This window comes from Burkholderia sp. Bp8984, assembly GCF_003853755.1.
GTDB lineage: Bacteria > Pseudomonadota > Gammaproteobacteria > Burkholderiales > Burkholderiaceae > Burkholderia.
In genome coordinates this window covers 378,146-403,839 of sequence record NZ_QTQN01000002.1, presented here as the reverse complement: position 1 = coordinate 403,839, position 25,694 = coordinate 378,146, and the positions used below count along the sequence as shown (strand labels likewise).

At 66.8% G+C, this 25,694-nt stretch carries 24 protein-coding genes; 17 read left to right on the top strand and 7 right to left on the bottom strand.

Annotation, left to right across the window (positions count from 1 at the left end; translation table 11 throughout):
- Positions 1-64 precede the first annotated feature (64 nt).
- On the top strand, positions 65-1,717 hold the full coding sequence (gene aceF / locus DID98_RS04020; protein ID WP_124488316.1) for a dihydrolipoyllysine-residue acetyltransferase: 1,653 nt from the start codon (positions 65-67) through the stop codon (positions 1,715-1,717).
- Positions 1,718-2,017: 300 nt separating this feature from the next.
- A complete protein-coding gene (lpdA, locus tag DID98_RS04015; RefSeq protein WP_124570266.1) occupies positions 2,018-3,787 on the top strand; it encodes a dihydrolipoyl dehydrogenase in 1,770 nt (589 codons plus the stop codon).
- A 207-nt stretch (positions 3,788-3,994) separates the two neighbouring features.
- Here the strand turns inward: lpdA and DID98_RS04010 are convergent, their stop codons facing one another.
- Entirely contained in the window at positions 3,995-4,561 is a 567-nt protein-coding gene (locus DID98_RS04010) for a phasin family protein (protein ID WP_044848197.1), read from the bottom strand.
- 655 nt (positions 4,562-5,216) lie between these two features.
- Between DID98_RS04010 and pbpG the strand changes: the two genes are divergently transcribed.
- The gene (gene pbpG, locus DID98_RS04005; protein ID WP_044848196.1) at positions 5,217-6,368 is read left to right on the top strand and encodes a D-alanyl-D-alanine endopeptidase; all 1,152 of its coding nucleotides are present in this window, start codon (positions 5,217-5,219) and stop codon (positions 6,366-6,368) included.
- A gap of 99 nt (positions 6,369-6,467) precedes the next feature.
- Here the strand turns inward: pbpG and DID98_RS04000 are convergent, their stop codons facing one another.
- Positions 6,468-7,277, bottom strand: a complete 810-nt coding sequence (locus DID98_RS04000) for an IclR family transcriptional regulator (RefSeq protein WP_124488314.1) — start codon at positions 7,275-7,277, stop codon at positions 6,468-6,470.
- Positions 7,278-7,459: 182 nt separating this feature from the next.
- Here DID98_RS04000 and DID98_RS03995 point away from each other — a divergent pair, with 182 nt between their 5' ends.
- The 12 genes from DID98_RS03995 to iscX all read left to right on the top strand — a co-directional run bounded on the left by DID98_RS03995 (position 7,460) and on the right by iscX (position 16,606).
- The gene (locus DID98_RS03995) at positions 7,460-8,182 is read left to right on the top strand and encodes a (Fe-S)-binding protein (protein WP_124570265.1); all 723 of its coding nucleotides are present in this window, start codon (positions 7,460-7,462) and stop codon (positions 8,180-8,182) included.
- 35 nt (positions 8,183-8,217) lie between these two features.
- The gene (locus DID98_RS03990) at positions 8,218-9,630 is read left to right on the top strand and encodes a lactate utilization protein B (protein WP_044848194.1); all 1,413 of its coding nucleotides are present in this window, start codon (positions 8,218-8,220) and stop codon (positions 9,628-9,630) included.
- 127 nt (positions 9,631-9,757) lie between these two features.
- Complete coding sequence (locus tag DID98_RS03985) at positions 9,758-9,985, top strand: hypothetical protein (RefSeq protein WP_124488312.1); 228 nt, start codon at positions 9,758-9,760, stop codon at positions 9,983-9,985.
- A 101-nt stretch (positions 9,986-10,086) separates the two neighbouring features.
- A complete protein-coding gene (locus DID98_RS03980) occupies positions 10,087-10,569 on the top strand; it encodes a low molecular weight protein-tyrosine-phosphatase (protein ID WP_124488311.1) in 483 nt (160 codons plus the stop codon).
- 117 nt (positions 10,570-10,686) lie between these two features.
- Positions 10,687-11,226: a Fe-S cluster assembly transcriptional regulator IscR gene (iscR, locus tag DID98_RS03975; protein WP_006760276.1), complete on the top strand. Its 540-nt coding sequence runs from the start codon at positions 10,687-10,689 to the stop codon at positions 11,224-11,226.
- Positions 11,227-11,289: 63 nt separating this feature from the next.
- Positions 11,290-12,513 (top strand): IscS subfamily cysteine desulfurase, encoded by a 1,224-nt coding sequence (locus DID98_RS03970; RefSeq protein ID WP_044848191.1) that lies wholly within the window; start codon positions 11,290-11,292, stop codon positions 12,511-12,513.
- Positions 12,514-12,581: 68 nt separating this feature from the next.
- Entirely contained in the window at positions 12,582-12,989 is a 408-nt protein-coding gene (iscU, locus tag DID98_RS03965) for a Fe-S cluster assembly scaffold IscU (protein ID WP_009691729.1), read from the top strand.
- 64 nt (positions 12,990-13,053) lie between these two features.
- Entirely contained in the window at positions 13,054-13,377 is a 324-nt protein-coding gene (iscA, locus tag DID98_RS03960) for an iron-sulfur cluster assembly protein IscA (RefSeq protein WP_011885413.1), read from the top strand.
- A gap of 94 nt (positions 13,378-13,471) precedes the next feature.
- Positions 13,472-13,999, top strand: a complete 528-nt coding sequence (gene hscB, locus DID98_RS03955; RefSeq protein ID WP_044848201.1) for a Fe-S protein assembly co-chaperone HscB — start codon at positions 13,472-13,474, stop codon at positions 13,997-13,999.
- 54 nt (positions 14,000-14,053) lie between these two features.
- Positions 14,054-15,922: a Fe-S protein assembly chaperone HscA gene (hscA, locus tag DID98_RS03950; protein WP_124570264.1), complete on the top strand. Its 1,869-nt coding sequence runs from the start codon at positions 14,054-14,056 to the stop codon at positions 15,920-15,922.
- 88 nt (positions 15,923-16,010) lie between these two features.
- Positions 16,011-16,352: an ISC system 2Fe-2S type ferredoxin gene (gene fdx / locus DID98_RS03945; protein ID WP_044848189.1), complete on the top strand. Its 342-nt coding sequence runs from the start codon at positions 16,011-16,013 to the stop codon at positions 16,350-16,352.
- Positions 16,353-16,396: 44 nt separating this feature from the next.
- Complete coding sequence (gene iscX, locus DID98_RS03940; RefSeq protein WP_124522150.1) at positions 16,397-16,606, top strand: Fe-S cluster assembly protein IscX; 210 nt, start codon at positions 16,397-16,399, stop codon at positions 16,604-16,606.
- A 126-nt stretch (positions 16,607-16,732) separates the two neighbouring features.
- Here iscX and DID98_RS03935 read toward each other — a convergent pair whose 3' ends face one another.
- The 5 genes from DID98_RS03935 to DID98_RS03915 all read right to left on the bottom strand — a co-directional run bounded on the left by DID98_RS03935 (position 16,733) and on the right by DID98_RS03915 (position 23,506).
- Positions 16,733-17,488, bottom strand: a complete 756-nt coding sequence (locus DID98_RS03935) for a glycine zipper 2TM domain-containing protein (protein WP_124522148.1) — start codon at positions 17,486-17,488, stop codon at positions 16,733-16,735.
- Between the two features lie 345 nt (positions 17,489-17,833).
- The gene (gene lysS / locus DID98_RS03930) at positions 17,834-19,360 is read right to left on the bottom strand and encodes a lysine--tRNA ligase (protein WP_124488307.1); all 1,527 of its coding nucleotides are present in this window, start codon (positions 19,358-19,360) and stop codon (positions 17,834-17,836) included.
- A gap of 75 nt (positions 19,361-19,435) precedes the next feature.
- A protein-coding gene (gene prfB / locus DID98_RS03925) for a peptide chain release factor 2 (RefSeq protein ID WP_124488306.1) occupies positions 19,436-20,540 on the bottom strand; the annotation gives its coding sequence in 2 pieces (ribosomal slippage) (positions 19,436-20,458 and positions 20,460-20,540; 1,104 coding nt in all).
- A 181-nt stretch (positions 20,541-20,721) separates the two neighbouring features.
- Positions 20,722-22,419: a single-stranded-DNA-specific exonuclease RecJ gene (gene recJ, locus DID98_RS03920; protein WP_124488305.1), complete on the bottom strand. Its 1,698-nt coding sequence runs from the start codon at positions 22,417-22,419 to the stop codon at positions 20,722-20,724.
- 10 nt (positions 22,420-22,429) lie between these two features.
- On the bottom strand, positions 22,430-23,506 hold the full coding sequence (locus tag DID98_RS03915; protein ID WP_044848184.1) for a hypothetical protein: 1,077 nt from the start codon (positions 23,504-23,506) through the stop codon (positions 22,430-22,432).
- Between the two features lie 146 nt (positions 23,507-23,652).
- Here DID98_RS03915 and DID98_RS03910 point away from each other — a divergent pair, with 146 nt between their 5' ends.
- Complete coding sequence (locus DID98_RS03910; protein WP_124570262.1) at positions 23,653-24,906, top strand: lipoprotein-releasing ABC transporter permease subunit; 1,254 nt, start codon at positions 23,653-23,655, stop codon at positions 24,904-24,906.
- A complete protein-coding gene (lolD, locus tag DID98_RS03905; protein WP_081051465.1) occupies positions 24,899-25,657 on the top strand; it encodes a lipoprotein-releasing ABC transporter ATP-binding protein LolD in 759 nt (252 codons plus the stop codon). Before DID98_RS03910 ends, lolD begins: the two co-directional genes overlap by 8 nt.
- The last annotated feature ends 37 nt before the right edge of the window (positions 25,658-25,694 follow it).

Here is a 25,694-nt window from a genome sequence, read left to right as displayed (position 1 = left end):
CGCGCCGTGTGATGCCGCGCGCCGCTTCCGGGAGGGGCGCGCGCGGCCATGGAGACACAAAAAGATGAGTCAAGCGATCGAAGTGAAGGTGCCGGATATCGGCGATTACAAGGACGTGCCCGTCATCGAGGTGCTCGTGAAGGTGGGCGACACGGTCGAGCCCGAGCAGTCGCTCGTCACGCTCGAGTCGGACAAGGCGACGATGGACGTCCCGAGCCCGGCAGCCGGCACGGTCAAGGAAGTGAAGATCAAGGTGGGCGATTCCGTGTCGGAAGGCTCGCTGATCGTCCTGCTCGAAGGCGGCGCCGCGGCGCAGGTGAACGGTGCGGCCGCGCCGGCAGCCGCACCGGCTCCGGCGGCAGCGCCCGCACCCGCGCCGGCTGCGGCAGCGCCGGCTGCCGCGCCGGCCACGTCGGGCGGCACGCTCGAGGTGAAGGTGCCGGACATCGGCGACTACAAGGACGTCCCGGTGATCGAGATCGGCGTGAAGGTCGGCGACACGGTCGAGAAGGAGCAATCGCTCGTCACGCTCGAGTCCGACAAGGCGACGATGGACGTGCCGAGCCCGGCCGCAGGCGTCGTGAAGGAAATCAAGGTCAAGGTGGGCGATTCGGTGTCCGAAGGCACGCTGATCGTGCTGCTCGACGCCGCTGGCGGCGCGCCTGCCGCCGCGCCGCAGGCGAGCGCGCCGGCTCCGGCCGCTGCCGCGCCGGCACCCGCCGCCGCACCGGCACCCGCGAAGGCTGCACCGGCTCCGGCTGCTGCCGCGCCGGCCGCCGCAACGTCGGGCGAGTACCGCGCGAGCCACGCATCGCCGTCCGTGCGCAAGTTCGCGCGCGAGCTCGGCGTGGAAGTCGCACGCGTTCAGGGTACCGGTCCGAAGGGCCGCATCACTAAGGACGACATCACCGGCTTCGTGAAGGGCGTGATGACGGGCCAGCGCGCGGCACCGGCCGCGGCAGCCGCGCCGGCAGGCGGCGGCGAGCTGAACCTGCTGCCGTGGCCGAAGGTCGACTTCTCGAAGTTCGGCCCGTTCGAGGCGAAGCCGCTGTCGCGCATCAAGAAGATCTCGGGCGCGAACCTGCATCGCAACTGGGTGATGATCCCGCACGTCACGAACAACGACGAAGCGGACATCACCGAGCTCGAAGCGCTGCGCGTGCAGCTGAACAAGGAGCACGAGAAGGCGGGCGTGAAGTTCACGATGCTCGCGTTCGTGATCAAGGCGGTCGTCGCCGCGCTGAAGAAGTTCCCGACCTTCAACGCGAGCCTCGACGGCGACAACCTGGTGTTCAAGCAGTACTACCACGTCGGTTTTGCCGCGGACACGCCGAACGGCCTCGTCGTGCCGGTGATCCGCGACGCGGACAAGAAGGGCCTCGTCGACATCGCGAAGGAAATGGCCGAGCTGTCGAAGGCCGCGCGCGACGGCAAGCTGAAGCCGGACCAGATGCAGGGCGGCTGCTTCTCGATCTCGTCGCTCGGCGGGATCGGCGGCACCAACTTCACGCCGATCATCAACGCGCCGGAAGTCGCGATCCTCGGGTTGTCGCGCGGGCAGATGAAGCCGGTGTGGGACGGCAAGCAGTTCGTGCCTCGGCTCACGCTGCCGCTGTCGCTGTCGTATGACCATCGCGTCATCGATGGCGCGGAAGCCGCGCGGTTCAATGCGTATCTCGGCGCGTTGCTGGCCGATTTCCGTCGCATCATTCTTTGATGAGCGTGGGAGTGGCTCGCGGGGGCGTGGGGTTGATGTCTGTGATCCTCGCCCTGTCGTTGAACCTGTTTCGCTAATGGTCTGCTAGCGTCGCCCCTGCGCGGGGCGGCGGTCACTTTTCTTTGTCCCACAGGGACTACCTTCGGGTCGTCTTCCAAAGAAAAGTAACCAAAAGAAAGGCGCGTCCTTGGGCGGACGGCAAAGGTGGTCCTGCCCAGGTTCGCGTTCTTTTGTCAGGCCGTAGTCGGTTCTTGCGGGTTTCTCCCCCTCTGTCTGCAGCTAATCAAGAAGGGGACAGTAATGAGTCTCATCGAAGTCAAGGTTCCGGATATCGGCGATTTCAGCGGCGTCGATGTCATCGAAGTCAACGTGAAGCCGGGCGACGTGATCGAAAAAGAGCAGACGCTCATCACGCTCGAATCGGACAAAGCCTCCATGGAAGTGCCCAGCGACGTCGCCGGCACGGTCAAGGAAGTCAAGGTCAAGGCCGGCGAGAAAGTCTCGCAAGGCACCGTGATCGCCATCGTCGAAGCAGCGGCAGGCGCAGCCGCGCCCGCGAAAGCAGCCGAACCCGCAAAGGCCGCAGCACCGGCTCCGGCCGCCGCGCCCGCCGCCGCCCCGGCCGTCGCTCCGCAAGCAGGCAGCTACAGCGGCTCCGCCGACATCGAATGCGACATGCTCGTGCTCGGCGCCGGCCCCGGCGGCTACTCGGCCGCATTCCGCGCAGCCGACCTCGGCATGAAGACGGTGCTCGTCGAACGTTACTCGACGCTCGGCGGCGTCTGTCTGAACGTGGGCTGCATCCCGTCGAAGGCACTGCTGCACACGGCGCTCGTCATCGACGAAGCCGCGGCGCTCGCGTCGCACGGCATCTCGTTCGGCAAGCCGGAAGTCGATCTCGACAAGCTGCGCGACTTCAAGGGCGGCGTCGTCAAGAAGCTGACGACGGGCCTCGCCGGCATGGCGAAGGCGCGCAAGGTCGAAGTGGTCACCGGCGTCGGCGCGTTCGTCGATCCGTATCACATGGAAGTGCAGGGCGAGAACGGCAAGAAGGTCGTCAAGTTCAAGCAGGCAATCATCGCCGCCGGCTCGCAGGCGGTGAAGCTGCCGTTCATGCCGGAAGACCCGCGCGTCGTCGATTCGACGGGCGCCCTCGAACTGCGCCAGCTGCCCAAGCGCATGCTCGTGATCGGCGGCGGCATCATCGGCCTCGAAATGGCGACGGTGTATGCGACGCTCGGCGCCGAGATCGACGTCGTCGAAATGATGGACGGCCTGATGATGGGCGCGGACCGCGATCTCGTAAAGGTCTGGGAAAAGTACAACGCGAAGCGCTTCGGCAACGTGATGCTGAAGACCAAGACGGTCGGCGCGGAAGCGAAGGAAGACGGCATCTACGTGAAGTTCGAGGGCGAGAAGGCGCCGGCAGAAGCGCAGCGCTACGACCTCGTGCTGGTGGCGGTGGGCCGCAGCCCGAACGGCAAGAAGATCGGTGCCGACAAGGCAGGCGTCGCGGTCACCGACCGCGGCTTCATCGACGTCGACAAGCAGATGCGCACGAACGTCCCGCACATCTTCGCGATCGGCGACATCGTCGGCCAGCCGATGCTCGCGCACAAGGCCGTGCATGAAGGCCACGTCGCAGCGGAAGCCGCGCACGGCGAAAAGGCGTACTTCGACGCGCTACAGATCCCGTCGGTGGCGTACACCGATCCGGAAGTGGCGTGGGCCGGCAAGACCGAAGACCAGTGCAAGGCCGAAGGCATCAAGTACGGCAAGGCCGTGTTCCCGTGGGCCGCATCGGGCCGCGCGATCGCGAACGGCCGCGACGAAGGCTTCACGAAACTGATCTTCGACGAGGAAACCCATCGCGTGATCGGCGGCGGGATCGTCGGCCTGAACGCGGGCGACCTGATCAGCGAAGTGTGTCTCGCCGTCGAGATGGGCGCGGACGCGGAAGACATCGGCAAGACGATCCATCCGCACCCGACGCTCGGCGAATCGATCGGCATGGCCGCGGAACTGTACGAAGGCGTCTGTACGGACCTGCCGCCGCAACGCAAGAAGTAACGCGATCGGCTCGGCCGGCCTCGCGCCGGCCACGAAAAACGCCGCCGCCCGGGTACCCGGACGGCGGCGTTTTCTTTTGCCCGCGGCCGACGGCAGTGCCCGGTCCGTGCCGCGCCACCGCACCGGCGCCGCCCGGATGCCCGGATGTTCCGTCGCCGGAAACAAAAAAGCCGCGCAGTGCGCGGCTTTTTCAGGAGCAGGGGACGCTTACGCGGCCGGCTTGCTCGAACGGCGCGATGCAGCAGCGCTCGCAGCCTTCGTCGCGACAGCGGCAGCCGCGTTGAAGTTCGTTTCGGCGATCTCGACGGCTTGCTTGGCAGCCTTCTGGACCGTTTCGTACGTCGTGTTCGCAGCGTTCAGTGCCGACTTCAGTGCGGCGACAGCCGTTTCCGAACCGGCCGGAGCGTTCTTCGCGACGTTGTCGACGAGTGCCTGGACCTTCTTGTTCTGCTCTTCGAATTGCGCTTCGGCGACCTTCGCGAACTCGGCTTGCGTCGACGACGCGATTTCATACAGGTGACGGCTGTACGACAGCACCTTTTCCGCGACCGGCTGCGACAGGCTCGCTTGCAGCGCGATCAGTTCCTGTGCGTCCTTCACCGACAGCAGGCGCTGCGCGTTTTCCTGGCTTTCGGTCAGCGTCGACTTCACGACCTGCAGGTTGAGTTCGATCAGCTTTTCGACGCCTTCGAACGCCTTGGTCGTCAGACCGAACAGGCTTTCGAGGTTGGCTTTCTGTGCGGCGGCGATTTGCTCGGGGGTCAGCAAGGACATGTCAAGCTCCTGAAAAGCGATCACGTCGATCGCAGGGATAAAGGGCACTACGATGGGGAACCTCGGCGCCGCGTGCTTTGTGCAACGCAGCAATGAGTCATATTTTAGGGCAGAGAAAAGTCTTGTCAAGCACTTTTTGTGCATTGCACAATCACGACAAATTATCGATAAAACAACGGGTTATCACGGCCGGTTCGGAATCGGTTTCAGACGTGTTCCCACATGGTGCGCACTTGGCCGGGGCAGGCGCGCCGCACCGTGATCATGCACAGGTAAACCTGACAGGCATGTGGAACGTTATGCTTCTGTTCCTGTCGAAAAGCGCGCCGTTTCGCGATGCGCATGCCGTGGCGATGTGCCGCCGCCGCGGTCAAGACCGGTGCCTGATACACCGAACGCCGGATACGTACTTTCCCCGCTTTAATTCGTCGCCAAAGTGACGTTATCTCAATTAACCGCGTGGTAATTCGGGAGACGGGTACTGTCGGGCGGCGCATCCCATGAATTTTTTCGATGGGAGCGCGAGGGTTGATCGAGTCATCGTTGGTCGACCCTTACATTCCGGTTTAACGACGATCGGTAAGTGCCTAATATTGCTCTTTTTTTCAGCTTTAACTACACTTGCGGAAACCCCGCCCGCTTTGTCCAGACCCCAATGAAAGCCGAATCGTTTTCACCGCGCAGATTGTTGCAGAGCATGACGCTCGGCACGGCTGTGTCGGTCGCCGTCGCCTTGCTGGCGACCGCCGCGTCCGTCGCGCCCGCTGACGCCTTTGCCGCCACTGCGAAGACCCACCAGGCCGCCAAGAAAGCCGCTTCCACTTCTTCGGAAAAGAAGCGGACGGTGAAGGCCGCCTCCGCGAAATCCGCCAACGTCGCGTCGGCCGATGCGCCGAAGGCATCGCGCAAGCGCGCGACGCTCGCGTCGAACGTGCACGGCCATCGCGGCGCGGTGCGCAAGGTCGCGTTCCAGCCGCGCCGCCCGACGGTCGGCCAGGCATTCGGCCTGCACGACACGCCGGACGCGCTCGCGCTGCGCTCGAGCGTCGCGTACGTCGTCGACCAGAACACCGGCGAGCCGCTGTTCGACAAGAATTCGCTCGCCGTCGTGCCGATCGCATCGATCTCGAAGCTGATGACGGCGATGGTCGTGCTCGACTCGAAGTCACCGATGACCGACCAGATCGAAGTCACCGACGAAGACCGCGACTACGAGAAGGGCACGGGTTCGCGCCTGTCGGTCGGCTCGGTGCTGTCGCGCGAGGACATGCTGCACATCGCGCTGATGGCGTCGGAAAACCGCGCGGCCGCCGCGCTGTCGCGCTACTACCCGGGCGGCCGTCCGGCGTTCATCGCCGCGATGAACGCGAAGGCGAAGTCGCTGGGCATGAACGACACCCACTTCGAGAATTCGACGGGCCTGTCGAGCTCGAATGTGTCGAGCGCACGCGACCTCGTGAAGATGGTCAACGCGGCGTACCAGTACCCGATGATCCGGCAGTTCTCGACCGACCGCACGTACGACGTCAATACGGGCAAGCGCAACCTGGTCTACAACAGCACGAACGCGCTGATCCGCGGCAACGGCTCGTGGGACATCGGTCTGCAGAAGACGGGCTTCATCAACGAGGCGGGCGAATGCCTCGTGATGCAGGCGACGATCCATGGCCGGCCGATGGTGATGGTGCTGCTGGATTCGTTCGGCAAGTATTCGCGCTTCGCCGACGCGGCACGCCTGCGCAACTGGCTCGACGCCGGCGGCGGCGAGCGCCTGACGGCCGCCAATACGGCGAACGGCGGCACCTGAGCGTGTCACGGCGGTTCGCGCCGTGCCGATCGCCGCAAAGAAAAAGCCCCGCGATGCGGGGCTTTTTTTCATCTGGCGCCGTGCGGCGGGCGGCGCGGCTCACGCGTGCCGTTGCAGCCCTTCGGCGTCCTTCGTGGGCGCGGGCCGGTAGCCGAGCGATTCCGAGATGGTCAGCGCGGTGCGGCTCAGCTGGCCGAGCCACGCGTCCTGCAGGCGGTCCGCCGGGGCCGACAGCGACAGGCCCGCGACGAGCTTGCCCGAGTCGTCGTAGATGCCGGCCGCGATGCAGCGCACGCCCAGCTCCAGTTCCTCGTTGTCCCGCGCGCACGATTGCTGGCGCACGAGTGTCAGCTCGCGCTCGAGCTTCGCGATGTCGGTGATGCTGTTCTGCGTATGGCCGGACAGCCCGGTGCGCGTCGCATAGGCGCGCACGCGCGAGGTTTCGTCGACCGCGAGAAACAGCTTGCCGACCGACGTCAGATGCAGCGGCGCGCGGCCGCCGATTGCGCGGACGACCTGCATCCCCGAGCGCTCGGAATACGCGCGCTCGATATAGACGATTTCGTCGCCCTGACGCACCGACAGGTTCACGGTCTGGCCGGTCAGGCGATGCAATTCGCGCATCGGCATCAGCGCAGCGTCGCGTACCGACAGGCGCGCCTTCACGAGGTTGCCGAGTTCGAGCAGCCGCATGCCGAGCCGGTAGGTGCCGGGATCGGAGCGGTCGACGAGGCGGCAGGTCACCATGTCGTTGAGGATGCGGTGTGCGGTCGACGGATGCAGCTCCGTGCGCTGCGCAAGCTCTTTCAGGCTGACGGGGTCGCTGTGCGCGGCGAGCGCGTCCAGCAGCCGCATCATGCGTTCGATCACCTGGATCGACGTTTTGGAATCCGGGGTGGGTTGGCTCATGTCGGGGGAGAATCGGTTGACGCGTCAAGCGGTGTTGCGTCGATTGTATCTCGTATCGTGAAAAAAGCGAACGCCGTTCGAGGAAGTCCTCGTTTCCGGCATCGCGCACTTGCGCGCGTGCCGGCGTTGGTCTTGCCGGCCAAACGGCGGATAATGAGAGCCGTTTTCTCGAAGGAGCGCGTATGCGAGTCGGTTTGTTCGTGACCTGCCTGGTCGACCTGATGCGTCCGGAAATCGGCTTTTCCGCGCTGAAACTGATTCGCGAAGCCGGCTACGAAGTGTTCGTGCCGCCCGCGCAAACCTGCTGCGGCCAGCCGGCCTACAACTCGGGCGACCGCGCGCTCGCACGGGATCTCGCCGAAAAGACGCTGCGCGAGTTCGAGCAGTTCGACTACGTCGTCGCGCCGTCGGGCTCGTGTGGCGGCATGATCCGCGCGCACTACGGCGACCTGTTCCGCGACGACCCCGAACTGATGGGGCGCTATGCGCGACTCCAGCAGAAAGTCTACGAACTGACCGATTTCCTCGCGAACGTCGCGAAGGTGACGCTCGCCCCCGGCGAATTCACGGGGCCCGTTACCTATCACGACTCATGCTCGGGCCTGCGCGAGCTCGGCGTGAAGGCGCAGCCGCGCGCGCTGCTCGCGCAGCGCGGCGTGGCCGTCACCGAGATGAAGGACTGCGAGCACTGCTGCGGCTTCGGCGGCACGTTCGCGGTCAAGTACGGCGACATTTCGGCGGCCATCGCGGACGAAAAGTGCGCGAACGTGCGCGCGTCCGGTGCGGGCGCCGTCGTGCTCGGCGATCTCGGCTGCATGCTGAACATCGAAGGGCGGTTGCGCCGCACGGGCGACCGCGACACCCGCGTGCTGCACGTCGCGCAGGTGCTGGCGGGCGACGTCTGACGCCCGGTTCCCGCTTACTTTTCCTCGATACCGCGATGCAAGTTCAATCGATGCATTTCAAGGCGCGCGCCGGCCAGAAGCTGGCCGACCAGCGCCTGCAGCAGAACCTGAAGAAGCTGTCGACGAAGTTCGTGTCCGCGCGCGCCGATGCGATGACCGCGATCGACTTCCAGGCGACGCGCGCCGCGCTGAAGGCGCGCCGCAACCGTGCGCTGGAGAACCTCGACGTGTGGCTCGAGGCGTTCGAGCGCGAAGCGACGCGGCGCGGCACGACGGTGCTGTTCGCGGAAACGACCGCGGACGCCGCGCGGCTCGTCGCCGACATCGCGCGGCGCCACGACGTGAAGAAGGTCATCAAGACGAAGTCGATGGTGTCCGAGGAAATGCGCCTGAACGCGGTGCTTGCCGAGATGGGCGTGCAGTCGATCGAGACGGACCTCGGTGAATACATCCTGCAGATCAACGACAACGAGCCGCCGAGCCACATCATCGCGCCCGTCGTGCACAAGGACAAGGACGAGATCGCCGACCTGTTCGCGCGCACGCACCACCGCGAGCGGCTGACCGAGATTCCGGACATGACGCGCGAGGCGCGCGAGGTGCTGCGCCCGCATTTCCTGTCGGCCGACATGGGCGTGACGGGCGGCAACTTCGTGATCGCCGAGACGGGGTCGGTTGCGCTCGTCACGAACGAAGGCAACGAAGGGATGTGCACGGTGATGCCGCGCGTGCATGTCGCGGTGACGGGCATCGAGAAGGTGCTGCCGACGCTCGAGGATCTCGCGACCGCGATGCGTCTGCTGCCGCGCTCGGCGACCGGCCAGAAGACCTCGAACTACTTCTCGGTGCTGACCGGGCCGCGCGGCCCCGGCGACGAGGACGGCCCGGAACACAACTACGTGGTGCTCGTCGACGGCGGCCGCACGGGCCTGATCGGCGGCGAATTCCAGGAGATGCTGCGCTGCATCCGCTGCGGCGCGTGCATGAACCATTGCCCGGTGTACCAGAAGGTCGGCGGGCACGCGTACGGATGGGTCTATCCGGGCCCGATGGGGTCGGTATTGACGCCGAGCTACGTCGGGATCGACCGTGCGCTCGACCTGCCGCAGGCCGCGACGCTGTGCGGCGAATGCGACAGCGTGTGCCCGGCCGGAATCCCGCTGTCGCACCTGCTGCGCACGCTGCGCGAGAAACAGGTCGAGCGGCACCTGCGGCCGTGGCGCGAGCGCGCCGCGCTCGCCGCGTGGGGCTTTGTCGCGCGCCGGCCGCTCCTTTACGCGCTGACGACCAAGCTCGCGGTACGGATCCTCGAGCGGCTGGGCGGCAACGGCGGCACGCTGCGGCGCCTGCCGATGATGGGTGGCTGGATGGACACGCGCGACATGCCGACGCCGACCGGCCGGACGTTCCGCGAACTGTACGCGGCCTCGCAAAGCCACCTGGGCTGACGACTGTTCATCGGGTGGCAACAGTGCGTTCGCTATTCATGTATTTATCTTGATAGGTGCGGTCTATAGAATCCTGCCTGTAGTCCCCGGAATCGGGTTTCGGGGCATGAGGTCAAGGAGCCGCATCATGAAAAAGACAATATCGATGTACTGGCCGCTGGCAATCGTCGTTCCGCTCGCCGCGGCCGCTTATCTGCACGCGATGGCCGACGCGCCGGCGAGTGGACCGATCGCCGTTCATCAGGCATCGGCGGAACTCGCGCGCGCGGTGTCGTTCGGGCTGGTCGACGACGCGGCGACACCGTTGCCGGCCGCATCTGGCGACGTCGTGCTCGCCGCACCCAAGGCGCTGTAAGGCACGCCGCCGTCGCTTTGCGCGGCGGCGCGATTCCGGGCGCCTTTGTATAATGGCGCGTTGTTCTCCCGCGCGGCTCGCCGCGGCTTTCCGATAGTGCGATGACCCGCGTTGCGATCTGTTTCGTCTGTCTCGGCAATATCTGCCGTTCGCCCACTGCAGAAGGCGTGATGCGCCACCAGGTGGACGCGGCCGGGCTGGCCGACCGGATCGAGGTCGATTCGGCCGGTACCGGCGACTGGCACGTCGGCGAGCCGCCCGACACGCGCGCGCAGGCGGCGGCCCGCACCCGCGGCTACGACCTGTCGGCGCTGCGGGCGCGGCAGGTGAGCGCGGCGGATTTCGAGCGGTTCGACCTGCTGCTGGCGATGGACGAAGCCAATCTCGCGGAATTGCGGCGGCGCTGCCCGCCCGGGCATCGCGACAAGGTGCGCCTCCTGATGGAATTCGCGCCGGGGGCGGCCGGGACCGAAGTGGCCGATCCTTATTTCGGCGGCGCGCAGGGCTTCGAACAGGTGCTCGACCAGGTCGAGCGCGCGTGCGCGGGCCTGCTGGACACCCTCCGGAGCGGTACCGCACGCTGATCGTGGCGGGGTATTCAGCGGTCTGCGAATACCCTGTCGAAGACATGGATACTTGACTAAAAACGTCAAATATTTATACTTGACCAAAATCGTCAAGATTGCAGTCCCCTAGACACCATGAGACTCACCACCAAAGGCCGTTTCGCCGTCACGGCGATGATTGACTTGGCACTGCGCCAGGAGCAGGGCCCGGTGACGCTTGCAGGCATCAGCCAGCGCCAGCGGATTTCGCTCTCGTATCTCGAACAGCTGTTCGGCAAGCTGCGCAGGCATGAAATCGTCGAATCCGTGCGCGGCCCGGGCGGCGGCTACAACCTCGCGCGTCGCGCGCAGGACGTCACCGTCGCCGACATCATCATCGCGGTCGATGAACCGCTCGACGCCACGCAGTGCGGCGGCAAAGGCACGTGCGACGGCTCGAAGCAGCCCGACGGCCATTGCATGACGCACGAGCTGTGGTCGACCCTGAACCAGAAAATGGTCGAATACCTCGATTCGGTATCGCTGCAGGATCTCGTCGATCAGCAGCGCGCACGCGAGGGCGCGCCCGCGGTGCTGCGCGACCGGCGCGCACCGGAGCCCGCCGCGGCGCCGGCCGAACCGGTGCGCACGATGCCGCTCGGTCCCAATTCGGTGTTCAACATCGCGAGTTCGTGAGCGCGAACGCGCCGCACACCCCATAACGCACATAGTCCCTGCACAGAATACCCGGAGCGACAGATGACCCAAGAGACTCTCCACCTACCCATCTACATGGATTACAGCGCGACGACGCCGGTCGACCCGCGCGTGGTCGACAAGATGGTGCCGTACCTGCGCGAGCAGTTCGGCAACCCGGCATCGCGTAGCCACGCGTACGGCTGGGATGCCGAGCGCGCGGTCGAGGAAGCGCGCGAACAGGTGGCTGCGCTCGTGAACGCGGATCCGCGCGAGATCATCTGGACGTCCGGCGCAACGGAATCGGACAACCTTGCGATCAAGGGTGCCGCGAACTTCTACAAGGGCAAGGGCAAGCACATCGTCACGGTGAAGACCGAGCACAAGGCCGTGCTCGACACCTGCCGCGAGCTCGAGCGCGACGGCTTCGAAGTCACCTATCTCGACGTGAAGGAAGACGGCCTGATCGACCTCGACGTGTTCAAGGCCGCGCTGCGCCCGGACACGATCCTCGTATCCGTGATGCACGTGAACAACGAGATCGGCGTGATCCAGGACATCGAGACGATCGGCGAGATCTGCCGCGAGAAGGGCATCGTGTTCCACGTGGACGCCGCACAGTCGACCGGCAAGGTCGAGATCGACCTCGCGAAGCTGAAGGTCGACCTGATGTCGTTCTCGGCGCACAAGACCTACGGCCCGAAGGGCATCGGCGCGCTGTACGTGCGTCGCAAGCCGCGCGTGCGCATCGAAGCGCAGATGCACGGCGGCGGCCACGAGCGCGGCATGCGTTCTGGCACGCTGGCGACACACCAGATCGTCGGCATGGGCGAAGCGTTCCGCATCGCGCGTGAAGAAATGGCGACCGAGAACGAGCGCATCCGCATGCTGCGCGACAAGCTGCTGCGCGGCCTGTCGCAGATCGAGGAAACGTACGTGAACGGCGACATGGAGCACCGTGTCCCGCACAACCTGAACATCAGCTTCAACTTCGTCGAAGGCGAGTCGCTGATCATGGCGATCAAGGACGTCGCGGTGTCGTCGGGCTCCGCTTGCACGTCGGCGTCGCTGGAGCCGTCGTACGTGCTGCGTGCACTCGGCCGCAACGACGAACTCGCGCACAGCTCGATCCGCTTCACGGTCGGCCGCTTCACGACGGAGCAGGACGTCGACTTCGTGATCAACCTGCTGAACAGCAAGATCGCGAAGCTGCGCGAACTGTCGCCGCTCTGGGAAATGCACCAGGAAGGCATCGATCTGTCGACGATCGAATGGGCCGCACACTGAACACCGCATTGAATACATTCGCGGGCGGATTTGCGCACGCAGACGTAACGAGTCAAGGAGTTTGAGTCATGTCATACAGCAACAAGGTTCTGGATCACTACGAAAACCCGCGTAACGTCGGTTCGTTCGCGAAAGACGACGACGCGGTCGGCACGGGCATGGTCGGCGCGCCGGCCTGCGGCGACGTGATGAAGCTGCAGATCCGCGTCGGCGCGGACGGCGTGATCGAAGACGCGAAGTTCAAGACGTACGGTTGCGGCTCGGCCATCGCGTCGAGCTCGCTCGTGACCGAGTGGGTGAAGGGCAAGACCCTCGACGAGGCACTGTCGATCAAGAACACGCAGATCGCCGAAGAGCTGGCCCTGCCGCCGGTGAAGATTCACTGCTCGATTCTCGCGGAAGACGCGATCAAGGCAGCCGTGGCCGACTACAAGAAGCGCCACGACACCAAGGAAGGCGATCAGGCAGCAGCCTGAGCGGCATCGAGCGGCTTGTGAAGGATCGCGGCGGGCCCGGGTGGCGCGCCGCGGCAAGGACATCATGGCAATTACACTGACCGAAAAAGCAGCACAGCACGTCCAGAAATACCTCGTCCGTCGCGGCAAGGGTGTGGGCCTGCGGCTTGGCGTTCGCACGACCGGGTGCTCGGGGCTCGCGTACAAGCTCGAGTATGTCGACGAGCTGGCTCCCGAGGATCAGGTGTTCGAGAGCCATGGCGTGAAGGTCGTCGTCGACCCGAAGAGCCTCGCGTACATCGACGGCACCGAGCTCGACTTCGCACGCGAAGGCCTGAACGAGGGGTTCAAGTTCAACAACCCGAACGTGAAGGACGAGTGCGGCTGCGGCGAATCGTTCCGCGTGTGACGCGGGTTTCCGCGCGATGCGGGCAAGAGGCGGCACGGGCCGCCTTTTTAATGTGCGGCGTTTGCCGCGCGACGAACCGGAATTGAACGCGACGATGGTTTCGCTGAAAGACAGCCACTTCGATCTGTTTCACCTGCCGGCGCAATTCGCGCTCGACGAGACGGCGCTCGACAGCGCCTATCGCACGGTGCAGACGCAGGTGCACCCGGACCGCTTCGCGGCGGCCGGCGACGCGCAAAAGCGCATCGCGATGCAATGGGCGACCCGTGCGAACGAAGCCTACCGCACGCTGCGCGATCCGCTGAAGCGCGCGACCTATCTGCTGTCGCTGCGCGGCGTCGACATCGGTGCCGAAAACAACACCGCGATGGAGCCCGCGTTCCTGATGCAGCAGATGGAGTGGCGCGAAGGCATCGAGGATGCCGCGGCTGCCCGCAACGTCGACGCGCTCGATGCGCTGCTCGCCGAGCTGCGCGACGAAAAGCGCGTGCGCCTCGAGCGCCTCGGCACGCTGCTCGACAGCGCGGCCGACCAGGCCGCCGCCGAGGCCGTGCGCCAGCTGATGTTCATCGAACGGGTCGCGTCGGAAGTGGGCGCGCAGATCGAGCGCCTCGAAACTTAACCGCGTGCCTCGCGGCACGCGCAGCAAACGGGCCGAGCGCCCGAACGAACCAAGATGGCTTTACTGCAAATTTCCGAACCGGGCATGGCGCCGGCGCCGCACCAGCGGCGACTCGCTGTCGGGATCGATCTCGGCACGACGAACTCGCTCGTCGCGGCCGTGCGCAACAGCGTGCCCGAAGTGCTGCCGGACGAAGCGGGCCGCGCGCTGCTGCCGTCGGTGGTCCGTTATCTGGAGAAGGGCGGCCGCCGCATCGGTCACGAAGCGAAGGAGCAGGCCGCGACCGATCCGCGCAACACGATCGTGTCGGTCAAGCGCTTCATGGGCCGCGGCAAGGCCGAGGTCGAAGGCGCGGCGAACGCGCCGTACGAATTCGTCGATGCACCCGGCATGGTGCAGATCCGCACGATCGACGGCGTGAAGAGCCCGGTCGAAGTGTCGGCCGAGATTCTCGCGACGCTGCGTTACCGTGCGGAAGACACGCTCGGCGACGACCTGGTCGGCGCGGTGATCACGGTGCCCGCGTACTTCGACGACGCGCAGCGCCAGGCGACGAAGGACGCCGCGCGCCTCGCGGGCCTCAACGTGCTGCGCCTGTTGAACGAACCGACTGCGGCCGCGATCGCCTATGGTCTCGACAACGCGGCCGAAGGCCTCTACGCGGTGTACGACCTCGGCGGCGGCACGTTCGACCTGTCGATCCTGAAGCTGACGAAGGGCGTATTCGAAGTGCTGGCCGCGGGCGGCGATTCCGCACTCGGCGGCGACGATTTCGACCACGCGCTGTTCGGTCACGTACTTGCGCAGGCCGGCATCGACCCGAAGGCGCTCGCGCCCGAGGACGTGCGCCTGCTGCTCGATCGCGTGCGCGTGCTGAAGGAAGCGCTGTCGTCCGCGCCGCAGGCGTCGCTCGACGTGACGCTGTCGACCGGTGCACACCTCGTGCAGACGATCTCGCACGACACGTTCGCCGCGCTCGTCGAGCCGCTCGTGCAGCGTACGCTGACGCCGACCCGCAAGGCCCTGCGCGATGCGCAGGTGAGCCCGGCCGACATCAAGGGCGTCGTGCTGGTCGGCGGCGCGACGCGCATGCCGGTGATCCGCGAGGCGGTCGCGAAGTATTTCGGCCAGCCGCCGCTCGTCAACCTCGATCCGGACCAGGTCGTCGCGCTCGGCGCGGCGATCCAGGCCGACCTGCTCGCCGGCAATCGCGGCAGCGGCGACGACTGGCTGCTGCTCGACGTGATCCCGCTGTCGCTCGGCGTCGAGACGATGGGCGGTCTCGTCGAGAAGATCATTCCGCGCAATTCGACGATTCCGATCGCGCGTGCGCAGGAATTCACGACCTTCAAGGACGGCCAGACCGCGATGGCAATCCACGTCGTGCAGGGCGAGCGCGAGCTCGTCGCCGACTGCCGCTCGCTCGCGCGCTTCGAGCTGCGCGGCATCCCGCCGATGACGGCCGGTGCGGCGCGCATCCGCGTGACCTACCAGGTCGATGCGGACGGGCTGCTGTCGGTGTTCGCGCGCGAGCAGCATTCGGGCGTCGAGGCGTCGGTCGTCGTGAAGCCGTCGTACGGCCTCGCCGACGACGACATCGCGAAGATGCTCGAGGACAGCTTCAAGACCGCCGAGATCGACATGCGGGCACGCGCGCTGCGCGAAGCGCAGGTCGAGGCCGAGCGGATGATCGAGGCGACGCAGGCGGCGCTGGCGGCCGACGGCGAATTGCTCGACGACGCCGAACGCACGCAGGTCGACGCGCTCGTCGCGGCGCTGCGCATGATCGCGCAGGGCGACGACACGGACGCGATCGAGACCGCGACCAAGACGCTGGCCGACGGCACCGACGAATTCGCGGCGCGCCGGATGGACAAGAGCATCAAGCGCGCACTGTCGGGCCGCCGCCTCGACGAGATCTGAACGAACGAACTGCATGCGGGCCGGCGACGGCCCGCACGATATTGAACCGTGCGGCGCCAGCCGCCGCACCCTGACTGACGGAACGGACATGCCTCAACTGGTGGTGCTGCCTCACGTCGAACTGTGCCCGGACGGCGCAGTGATCGACGCGACGCCCGGCAAGAGTATTTGCGACAACCTGCTCGACCACGGGATCGAGATCGAGCATGCGTGCGAGAAGTCGTGCGCGTGCACGACCTGCCACGTGGTGATCCGCGAGGGCTTCAACGATCTCGAGCCGTCCGAGGAGGACGAAGACGACCTGCTCGACAAGGCATGGGGCCTCGAGCCGACATCACGCCTGTCGTGCCAGGCGATCGTGAAGGAAGATTCGGACCTGGTGGTCGAGATCCCGAAGTACTCGATCAACCACGCGAAGGAAAATCACTGACGGATCGGCGGGGCGGACTCGCCACGTATACGGGAGAGCAGGCCATGAAATGGACCGATTCGCGCGAAATCGCCATCGCGCTGGCAGAGAAGCATCCGGACGTCGATCCGCAGCGGGTCAATTTCGTCGACCTGCGCCAATGGGTCATCGAGCTGGACGGCTTCACCGACGACCCGGCGCACTCGGGCGAGAAGATCCTCGAAGCGATCCAGGCCCACTGGATCGACGAATCGGACTTCGACGACGAAGACTGAGGTTCGCGCCGACGCCCGCACCGCGTGGCGCCGGCAACGCTCCCGCAAAAGAAAAAGGCTCGTGACGCGTCACGAGCCTTTTTCATTTCCGCGCGGCGCAAGAGCCGCGCGGCGATTCGTCATGCATTACGAGCCGACCAGCGTGCCGTTCTCGATCCGCACGCGCTGGCCCTGGCCGAACGGCGGCGGGTTGTGGTACGTGAACGTGCGCGTCGCGCCGCTTTCCATCTGGACCTGCACCTGGTAGTCGGTTTCCGCGCGCACCTGCTTCTCGACCTGGTTGCCGGCGAGACCGCCGCCGAGCGCGCCGATGATCGTCATCGCGGTGCGGCCGTTGCCGTGACCGAACTGGTTGCCGAGCAGGCCGCCGGCCGCTGCGCCGCCGACCGCGCCGATCCCCGAGCTCTGGCCCGGCGTGCGCGTCTGCGTGATCGCGACGACCGTGCCGCAGGTCTGGCAATAGGCCGGCTGCGCGGGTGCGGACGGCTGTTGCGCGTATTGCGGCGGTTGCGGTGCCGGCGTATGGCGGTGGTGCGTGGCTGCCGGGCGCGGCGCGGGCCGCGGCTCGGCTTGTGCCGCAGCTGCTTTCTCAGCAGCGGCTTTCTCGGCCGCAGCCTTCTGCGCGGCCTGTTCGGCTGCCTGCTGCTGCGCTTGCGCGGCGAGCGCGGCGCTGGCTGCCGCGGCCGTATCGACGGCCGGCTGCGACGCGATCAGCGCGGCCTGGGTCTGGCCGTTCTGCGCGTTGTTGCTGCTGGCCTTCGGGAAGATGCCCGTGATCGCGGCAGTGGCGGCGAGGCTGGCGACGATGACGGCGCCTGCGGCGGTCGCGATGAGCGGGTGCAGGCGTTGCTTTTGCGGCGTGGTTTGATTCTGGTTGTCCATTTTCTTCTCCGGTGTCGACCCGGTTTTGCACGTTGGCGCTGGCCGGATCCCACGCTCGGGAGCGAGCAGACTTGGCGTTCCGGCGCCTCGTTCTGGTCCCGTGGTCATGCGTGGTGACGCAACAGGAGTGTCGTCCACGAGCGAGCGGCGCACCGTATCAAGGTGTAACGAATTGCAGCGCGGGATCGGCGTTTGCTACAGGGAAAACCCGGAGAAGGCCGTCGCGACGAGGGAATAAAACGGGGGAGGATCGAAAACCGGTGAACGCCGGCAGGCGGGATTTACGCGTGGTTACAAAGCTGACGCGTGCGCGCCGCAGGGCGCGGCGCACACGCTGGCACGCCGTCAGTCTTCGCGGCGCAGGTGCGGGAACAGCAGCACGTCGCGGATCGTCGGGCTGTCGGTCAGCAGCATCACGAGACGGTCGATGCCGATCCCGCAACCGCCCGTCGGCGGCATCCCGTGTTCGAGCGCGCGGATGTAGTCGGCGTCGAAGAACATCGCTTCCTCGTCGCCGGCATCCTTCTGCTCGACCTGCTTCTTGAAGCGCGCGGCCTGGTCTTCCGGATCGTTCAGCTCCGAGAAGCCGTTCGCGATCTCGCGGCCGGTCATGAACAGCTCGAAACGCTCGGTGATGCCCGGCACCGTGTCCGACGCGCGTGCGAGCGGCGACACTTCGACCGGGTAGTCGATGATGTAGGTCGGCTCCCACAGCTGCGATTCGGCGGTTTCCTCGAACAGCGCGAGCTGCAGCGCGCCGATGCCGGCGTTCAGGAAGGCCGGCTGCGACACGTCGACGCCGAGGCGCTTCAGTTCGGAACGCAGGAACGCGTCGTCCGACAGCTGGCCGTCGGTGTACTGCGGCGCGTACTTCTGGATCGCCTGCGTGATCGTCAGGCGGTGGAACGGCTTCGCGAGATCGAGCTCGCGGCCCTGGTACTGGATCGTCGCGGTGCCGAGCGCATCGATCGCCGCCTGGCGGATCAGCTGCTCGGTGAAGTCCATCAGCCAGCGGTAGTCGGTGTACGCGGCGTAGAACTCCATCATCGTGAATTCCGGGTTGTGGCGCGGCGACACGCCTTCATTCCGGAAGTTGCGGTTGATCTCGAACACGCGTTCGAAACCGCCGACGATCAGGCGCTTCAGGTACAGCTCCGGCGCGATGCGCAAGAACATCTGCATGTCGAGCGCGTTGTGGTGCGTGACGAACGGCTTGGCCGCGGCGCCGCCCGGGATCGGGTGCAGCATCGGCGTCTCGACTTCCATGAAGTCGGCGTTGTCCATGAACTTGCGGATCGACGCGATGGTCTTGGTGCGCGCGCGGAACGTGTCGCGCGTTTCCGGCGTGACGATCAGGTCGACATAGCGCTGGCGATAGCGCATTTCCTGGTCGGCGAGGCCGTGGAACTTGTCCGGCAGCGGACGCAGCGCCTTCGACAGCAGGCGCAGTTCCTTGCACTGGACCGACAGCTCGCCCTTGTTGGTGCGGAACAGCACGCCGCGTGCGGCGACGATGTCGCCCAGGTCCCACTTCTTGAATGCGTCGTAGGTTTCCGCGCCGACGTCGTTCGGCGTCACGAAGAACTGGATCTGGCCCGAACCGTCCTGCACCGTCGCGAAGCTCGCCTTGCCCATCACGCGCTTGAGCATCATGCGGCCGGCGACCGACACCTCGACCGGGTTCGCTTCGAGCGCGGCCTTGTCCGAGTCGGCGAATTTCACCTGGAGATCGGCGGCGTGATGCGTCGGCCGGAAATCGTTCGGATAGGCGACGCCTTGCTCGCGCAGTGCGCGCAGCTTCTCGCGGCGCTCGGCGATGATCTGGTTTTCGTCCGCCGCGACGGCGGGCTGCGTTTGGGTCGGTTCGGTCATGATGGTCGGAATTCGGAGTGGGTGCGGCAACGCAACGGGAAGGGCGGCGCGACCGGAGGGGCCGCGCCGCGGCGCTTACACGCCCTGTTTGAGGCTCGCGCTGATGAAGTCGTCGAGATCGCCGTCGAGGACGGCTCTCGTGTTGCTCATTTCGACGTTCGTGCGCAGGTCCTTCACGCGGCTCTGGTCGAGCACGTACGAACGGATCTGGTGGCCCCAGCCCACATCGGTCTTGCTCGATTCGAGCTTGTCCTGTTCGGCCTGGCGCTTGCGCATTTCGACTTCGTACAGGCGCGATTTCAGCATCGCCATTGCTTCGGCGCGGTTGCGGTGCTGCGAGCGGTCGTTCTGGCACTGCACGACGATACCGGTCGGCATGTGCGTGATCCGCACCGCGGAGTCGGTCTTGTTGATGTGCTGGCCGCCCGCGCCCGAGGCGCGGTACGTGTCGATGCGCAGGTCGGCCGGGTTGATCTCGACTTCGATCGAATCGTCGATTTCCGGATAGACGAACACCGACGAGAACGACGTGTGACGGCCGCCCGACGAGTCGAACGGCGACTTGCGCACGAGGCGATGGATGCCCGTTTCGGTGCGCAGGAAGCCGTATGCGTATTCGCCCGTGACCTTGACCGTCGCGTTCTTGATGCCGGCGACGTCGCCGTCGGACTCTTCGAGCACCTCGGCCTTGAAGCCCTTGCGTTCGCAGTAGCGCAGGTACTGGCGCAGCAGCATCGATGCCCAGTCGCACGCCTCGGTGCCGCCGGCGCCGGCCTGGATGTCGATGAAGCAGTTGTTCGGGTCGGCCGGGTTCGAGAACATCCGGCGGAACTCGATGTCGCCGACGCGTGCTTCGAGCTTCTTCGCGTCGTCTTCCGATGCGACGAGGGTGTCTTCGTCGCCTTCCTCGCGTGCGAGCTCGAACAGGTCGAGCGCATCGCGCAGGTCGCTATCGAGCGCCGTCAGCGTCGTGACGACGCCTTCGAGCAGCTTTTTCTCGCGGCCGAGTGCCTGGGCGTTCTTCGAATCGTTCCAGACGTTCGGGTCCTCGAGTTCCTTGTTGACTTCGGTCAGACGCGCAGCTTTGGCGTCGTAGTCAAAGATACCCCCGAAGCTCGCCCGCGCGGTTGCGCAGGTCGAGCAGGGAGCTTTCGATCGCGTTGAGACGTTCCGCTTCCATGATCGTTCGCTGTTCTTGCTTCGTAAAAAAGCGGAATTATAGCCGATCGGCAGGGTTTCCCGGTGACGCGGAGTGTGCTTGCGCGCGCGCCGCGGCCCCGTCCGGCGCGGCGCGCATGTGGTCCGCATGGTTCGCACATGGCCCGCGGGCGCCGCGGGCCGGGTGGCCGGCCGGTCGGCGCTCAGCCGGCCGCGTGTTCGACGATCAGCTGGACGCGCGTCACGCCGTTCCACGTGTCGGCCACGAGGCGGTACGCGATCAGCGCGCTCGCCGGCAGCGGCTCGGTGTGGTTGAACCAGATCGCGTTGAAGCGCTGGCGGCCGCGCGCCAGTTGCAGCTTCAGGTGCTTTTCCTTCACGAGCGACTGCGACACGACGTCGAATTCGCCGGAGAAAAGCGGGGCCGGAAAGCCCTGGCCCCAGACGGCTTCGTCGAGCAACCCGACGAACTGCGGCGTGAAATACGCTTCCTCGAGTTCGCCGTCGGTCTCGATCACGCGCGCCAGCGCGTCGTCGGACAACCATTCGCGCGCGACGGCCTCGAACGCGGCCGCGAAGCGCGGCACGTTGTCGGTGTCGAGCGTGAGACCGGCCGCCATCGCGTGGCCGCCGAACGCGACGATCAGGTCGGGCTCGCGCTTCGACACGAGGTCGAGCGCATCGCGCAGGTGGAAGCCGGGAATCGAGCGGCCGGAACCCTTGACCCGCGTGCCGGCCTCGTCCGCATGCGCGAACGTGAACGACGGGCGGTGGAATTTCTCCTTGAGCCGTCCGGCGACGATGCCGATCACGCCCTGGTGCCACTCGGGATTGAACAGCGTGATCGTGCACGCGTCGGCCGGATCGACGTCGGCGAGATCGGCGAGCGCCTGCTGCTGCATGCCGGCCTCGATCTCGCGGCGCTCGCGGTTCATCACATCGAGCTGCTGCGCGAGGTCCCACGCGCGGCCGATGTCGTCGGTGATCAGGCACTCGATGCCGAGCGACATGTCCGAGAGCCGCCCGGCGGCGTTCAGGCGCGGGCCGAGGCCGAAGCCGAGGTCGAAGCCCGATGCGGTGCGCGCCTCGCGGCCGGCGGCGCGGAACAGCGCGGCGATACCCGGCTGCATGCGGCCGTTGCGGATGCGCTGCAGCCCCTGTGCGACGAGCACGCGATTGTTGCCGTCGAGCCGCACGACGTCGGCGACGGTGCCGAGCGCGACGAGGTCGAGCAGCCCGTCGAGGCGCGGTTCGGCTTCCTTGCTCGCGAATGCGCCGCGGCGGCGCAGCTCGGCGCGCAGCGCGAGCAGCACGTAGAACATCACGCCGACGCCGGCGATGTGCTTGCTCGGGAACGCGCAGCCGGGCTGGTTCGGGTTGACGATCGCGCGCGCGGCGGGCAGCGCGTCGCCGGGCAGGTGGTGGTCGGTCACGAGCACGTCGATGCCGCGTGCGTTCGCGGCCTCGACGCCCGCGACGCTCGCGATCCCGTTGTCGACGGTGATCAGCAGGTCGGGCTTGCGCGCGGCCGCGAGTTCGACGATCTCTGGCGTGAGCCCGTAGCCGTATTCGAAGCGGTTCGGCACCAGGTAGTCGATTTGCGCGCCGAACATCCGCAGGCCGCGCACCGCGACCGCGCAGGCGGTCGCGCCGTCGCAGTCGTAGTCGGCGACGACCAGCAGGCGCCGCTGGTCGGCGATCGCGTCGGCGAGCAGCGCCGCGGCGTCCGCGCAGCCTTTCAGTTCGGTGGGCGGCACGAGGCGCGCGAGCGCCGTCTCGATGTCGGTCGGGGACTGCACGCCGCGCGACGCGTACAGGCGCGCGAGGACGGGATGCAGGCCGTGGCGCGCGAGCGCTTCGGCGTCGGCGGGCGCGACGGGGCGGGTAACGATCCGGGTCATACAGGTCGGGTTATTCGAACAGGGATGCCAGCGCGCGGCGGCGCCAGAACTTGCGCAGGTCGCCGCGCGTCGCGTGCAGCGTCACGGAGCTGGTGTCGCCGCACAGCGTGAAGTCGACGCCGGCCAGCTCGCCGTTCTGCAGCGCGGCGAGGGCGGGCGCGAACCAGTCGCGCTCGAGCGCGGCGAGCGCGTCGTGCCAGCGTGCCCAGTCCTGTTCGATGAACGGGGCGGACAGCGTGGGCAGCTCGACGAGCGTCGCGCCGGCGGCGGCGGATAGTGCGCCGAATGCGGCCGGCACGGCGCCGGCCTCGGCCTGCGCCGCGCGCGCGAGGCCGAGCGCGGCGGGCGACACGGACAGCACGCGCGCGAACGGCTTGCCGACCGGCTTCAGCGTGCCCTGCGCGTGGAACCAGATCGAATTGACGGCGGGCAACCCGCGCGCTTCGCGCGCTTCGTTGACCGGATGCTGGAACCACGCCATCTGCACTTCGTTCTGCAGCTTCATCCACATCCGCGAGCGTTCGCCGGTGTGCGCCTCGTGCGGCAACCAGATCTCGATGTTGCGGCCGCTGGCGCGCAGCGGCGCGGCGCCGGCGAGGCGGGCGAGCTGCTCGCTTGACAGGTACCAGCGCGCCGGATGCGGTGCTTCCAGTCGCACGCCGAGCTCCTCGATCAGCGGGCGCGCGACCGCCAGCAACGCGGCGGCGTCGCCGTCGTCGAGCGCGAGGCTCGCCGGGTCGACGAGCACGAGGTGATCGTGTGCGATTTCGACGTGAACCGGCTCGACGCATGCCCAGGCCTGGGTGCCCGGGTCGCCGCCGTCCGCCAGCAGCATGTAGGGCGCGAGCGGCGCCTCGTCGGCGGCGTTGCCCTGGGTCGCGCCGAACCGGCGGGCCAGCCAGCGCTCGTGCGGCAGCGTGCGCTGGAAGTCCTCGCCGGCCACGCGCTCGACGAGGCTCGCGCGGGCGAGCAACTTTTCGAGCGCGGGGCTGTCCAGCGTGTGCAGGGACGAGGCCGCATCGGCCGCCGACGGCAGCGCGAACGGAACGAGAAAATGGAGGCGTCGGTCGTGCATGATGGTGCGCATTGTATGGCAAACTGCGCGCGTGATCGGGCCGGCTGACGGTCCGATTGGGCCCGATTGCGTCCGGCGACCGCTTTTTTCGACCGCGCCCCGGGCGGCGCTCCGGCCTCGGGCCGCCATCCCCGCCGTAACCAGCAGAAAGGATTCGCTTGAAACTTCCGTACGAATGGCAGATCGGCTGGCGCTACACGCGCGCCGGCAAACGCACGACCGGCAACGGCTTCATTTCCTTCATCGCGCTCGTGTCGATGCTCGGGATCGCGCTCGGCGTCGCGGCGCTGATCGTCGTGCTGTCCGTGATGAACGGCTTCCAGAAGGAAGTGCGCGACCGCATGCTGTCGGTGCTCGCGCACGTCGAGGTGTTCTCGCCGACCGGCTCGATGCCCGACTGGCAACTGACCGCGCAGGAAGCGCGCCGCAATCCGTCGGTGACGGGCGCGGCGCCGTACGTCGACGCGCAGGCGCTGCTCACGCGCCAGGACGCGGTGAGCGGCGTGATGCTGCGCGGCGTCGAGCCGTCGCTCGAACCGCAGGTGTCGGACATCGGCAAGGACATGAAGGCGGGCCAGCTCACCGCGCTCGTGCCCGGCCAGTTCGGCATCGTGCTCGGCGACGCGCTCGCCGGCAACCTCGGCGTGACGGTCGGCGACAAGGTCACGCTCGTCGCCCCCGAAGGCACGATCACGCCGGCCGGGATGATGCCGCGGCTCAAGCAGTTCACGGTCGTCGGCGTGTTCGAGTCGGGCCACTACGAATACGACAGCACGCTCGCGATGATCAACATCCGCGACGCGGAGGCGCTGTTCCGGATGGCCGCGCCGACCGGCGTGCGGCTGCGGCTCACCGACATGCAGAAGGCGCCGCAGGTCGCGGTCGAGCTGTCGCATACGCTGTCGGGCAGCCTGTACATCCGCGACTGGACCCAGCAGAACAAGACCTGGTTCTCGGCCGTGCAGATCGAGAAGCGGATGATGTTCATCATCCTCACGCTGATCATCGCGGTGGCCGCGTTCAACCTCGTGTCGTCGCTCGTGATGACGGTGACCAACAAGCAGGCCGACATCGCGATCCTGCGCACGCTCGGCGCGCAGCCGGGCTCGATCATGAAGATCTTCGTCGTGCAGGGCGTGACGATCGGCTTCGTCGGCACCGCATCGGGCGTCGCGCTCGGCTGCCTGATCGCGTGGAGCATTCCGTGGCTGATCCCGATGATCGAGCATCTGTTCGGCGTGCAGTTCCTGCCGCCGTCGGTGTACTTCATCAGCGAGCTGCCGTCCGAGCTCGTCGCGGGCGACGTCATCAAGATCGGCCTGATCGCGTTCGTGCTGTCGGCCGTCGCGACGCTCTATCCGAGCTGGCGCGGCGCGAAGGTGAAGCCGGCGGAGGCGCTGCGCTATGAATGATCGCGCGACCGCATTCGCGGATTCACGACAACCCATCAGACAGGATTCGGCAGGTATGCAGGAATACGTGCTTCAGGCGCGCGGGATCACGAAGGCGTTCGTGCAGGGCGGCTTCAACGTGCAGGTGCTCAACAACACCGAGCTGACGGTGCGGCGCGGCGAGAAGCTGGCGGTCGTCGGCGCGTCGGGCTCCGGCAAGAGCACGCTGCTGCACGTGTTGGGCGGCCTCGACGAGCCGAGCGCGGGCGAAGTGTCGCTGCTCGGCAAGCCGTTTACGCAGCTCGCCGAGCGCGAGCGCAACGAGCTGCGCAACCGCGCGCTCGGCTTCGTCTACCAGTTCCATCACCTGCTGCCGGAATTCACCGCGCTCGACAACGTCGCGATGCCGCTGCGCATCCGCCGGATGACGACCGAGGACGCGCGCGCGCAGGCACAGGCGATGCTCGAACGTGTCGGTCTCGGCCCGCGTGCGAAGCACCGGCCGGGCGAGCTGTCGGGCGGCGAGCGGCAGCGCGTCGCGATCGCGCGCGCGCTGGTGACGAAGCCGGCCTGCGTGCTCGCCGACGAGCCGACCGGCAACCTCGACGGCACGACGGCCGATACCGTGTTCAACCTGATGCTCGAATTGTCCGAGACGCTCGAAACGAGCTTCGTGATCGTCACGCACGATCCCGAGCTCGCCGCGCGCTGCGACCGCATCATGCGCCTGCGCGACGGCGTGCTGCATGAGGAGCCGGCGCTGCCGGTGTGAACGAACGCCTCCGCCGTGCCGCCGGACGAGTCCCGGC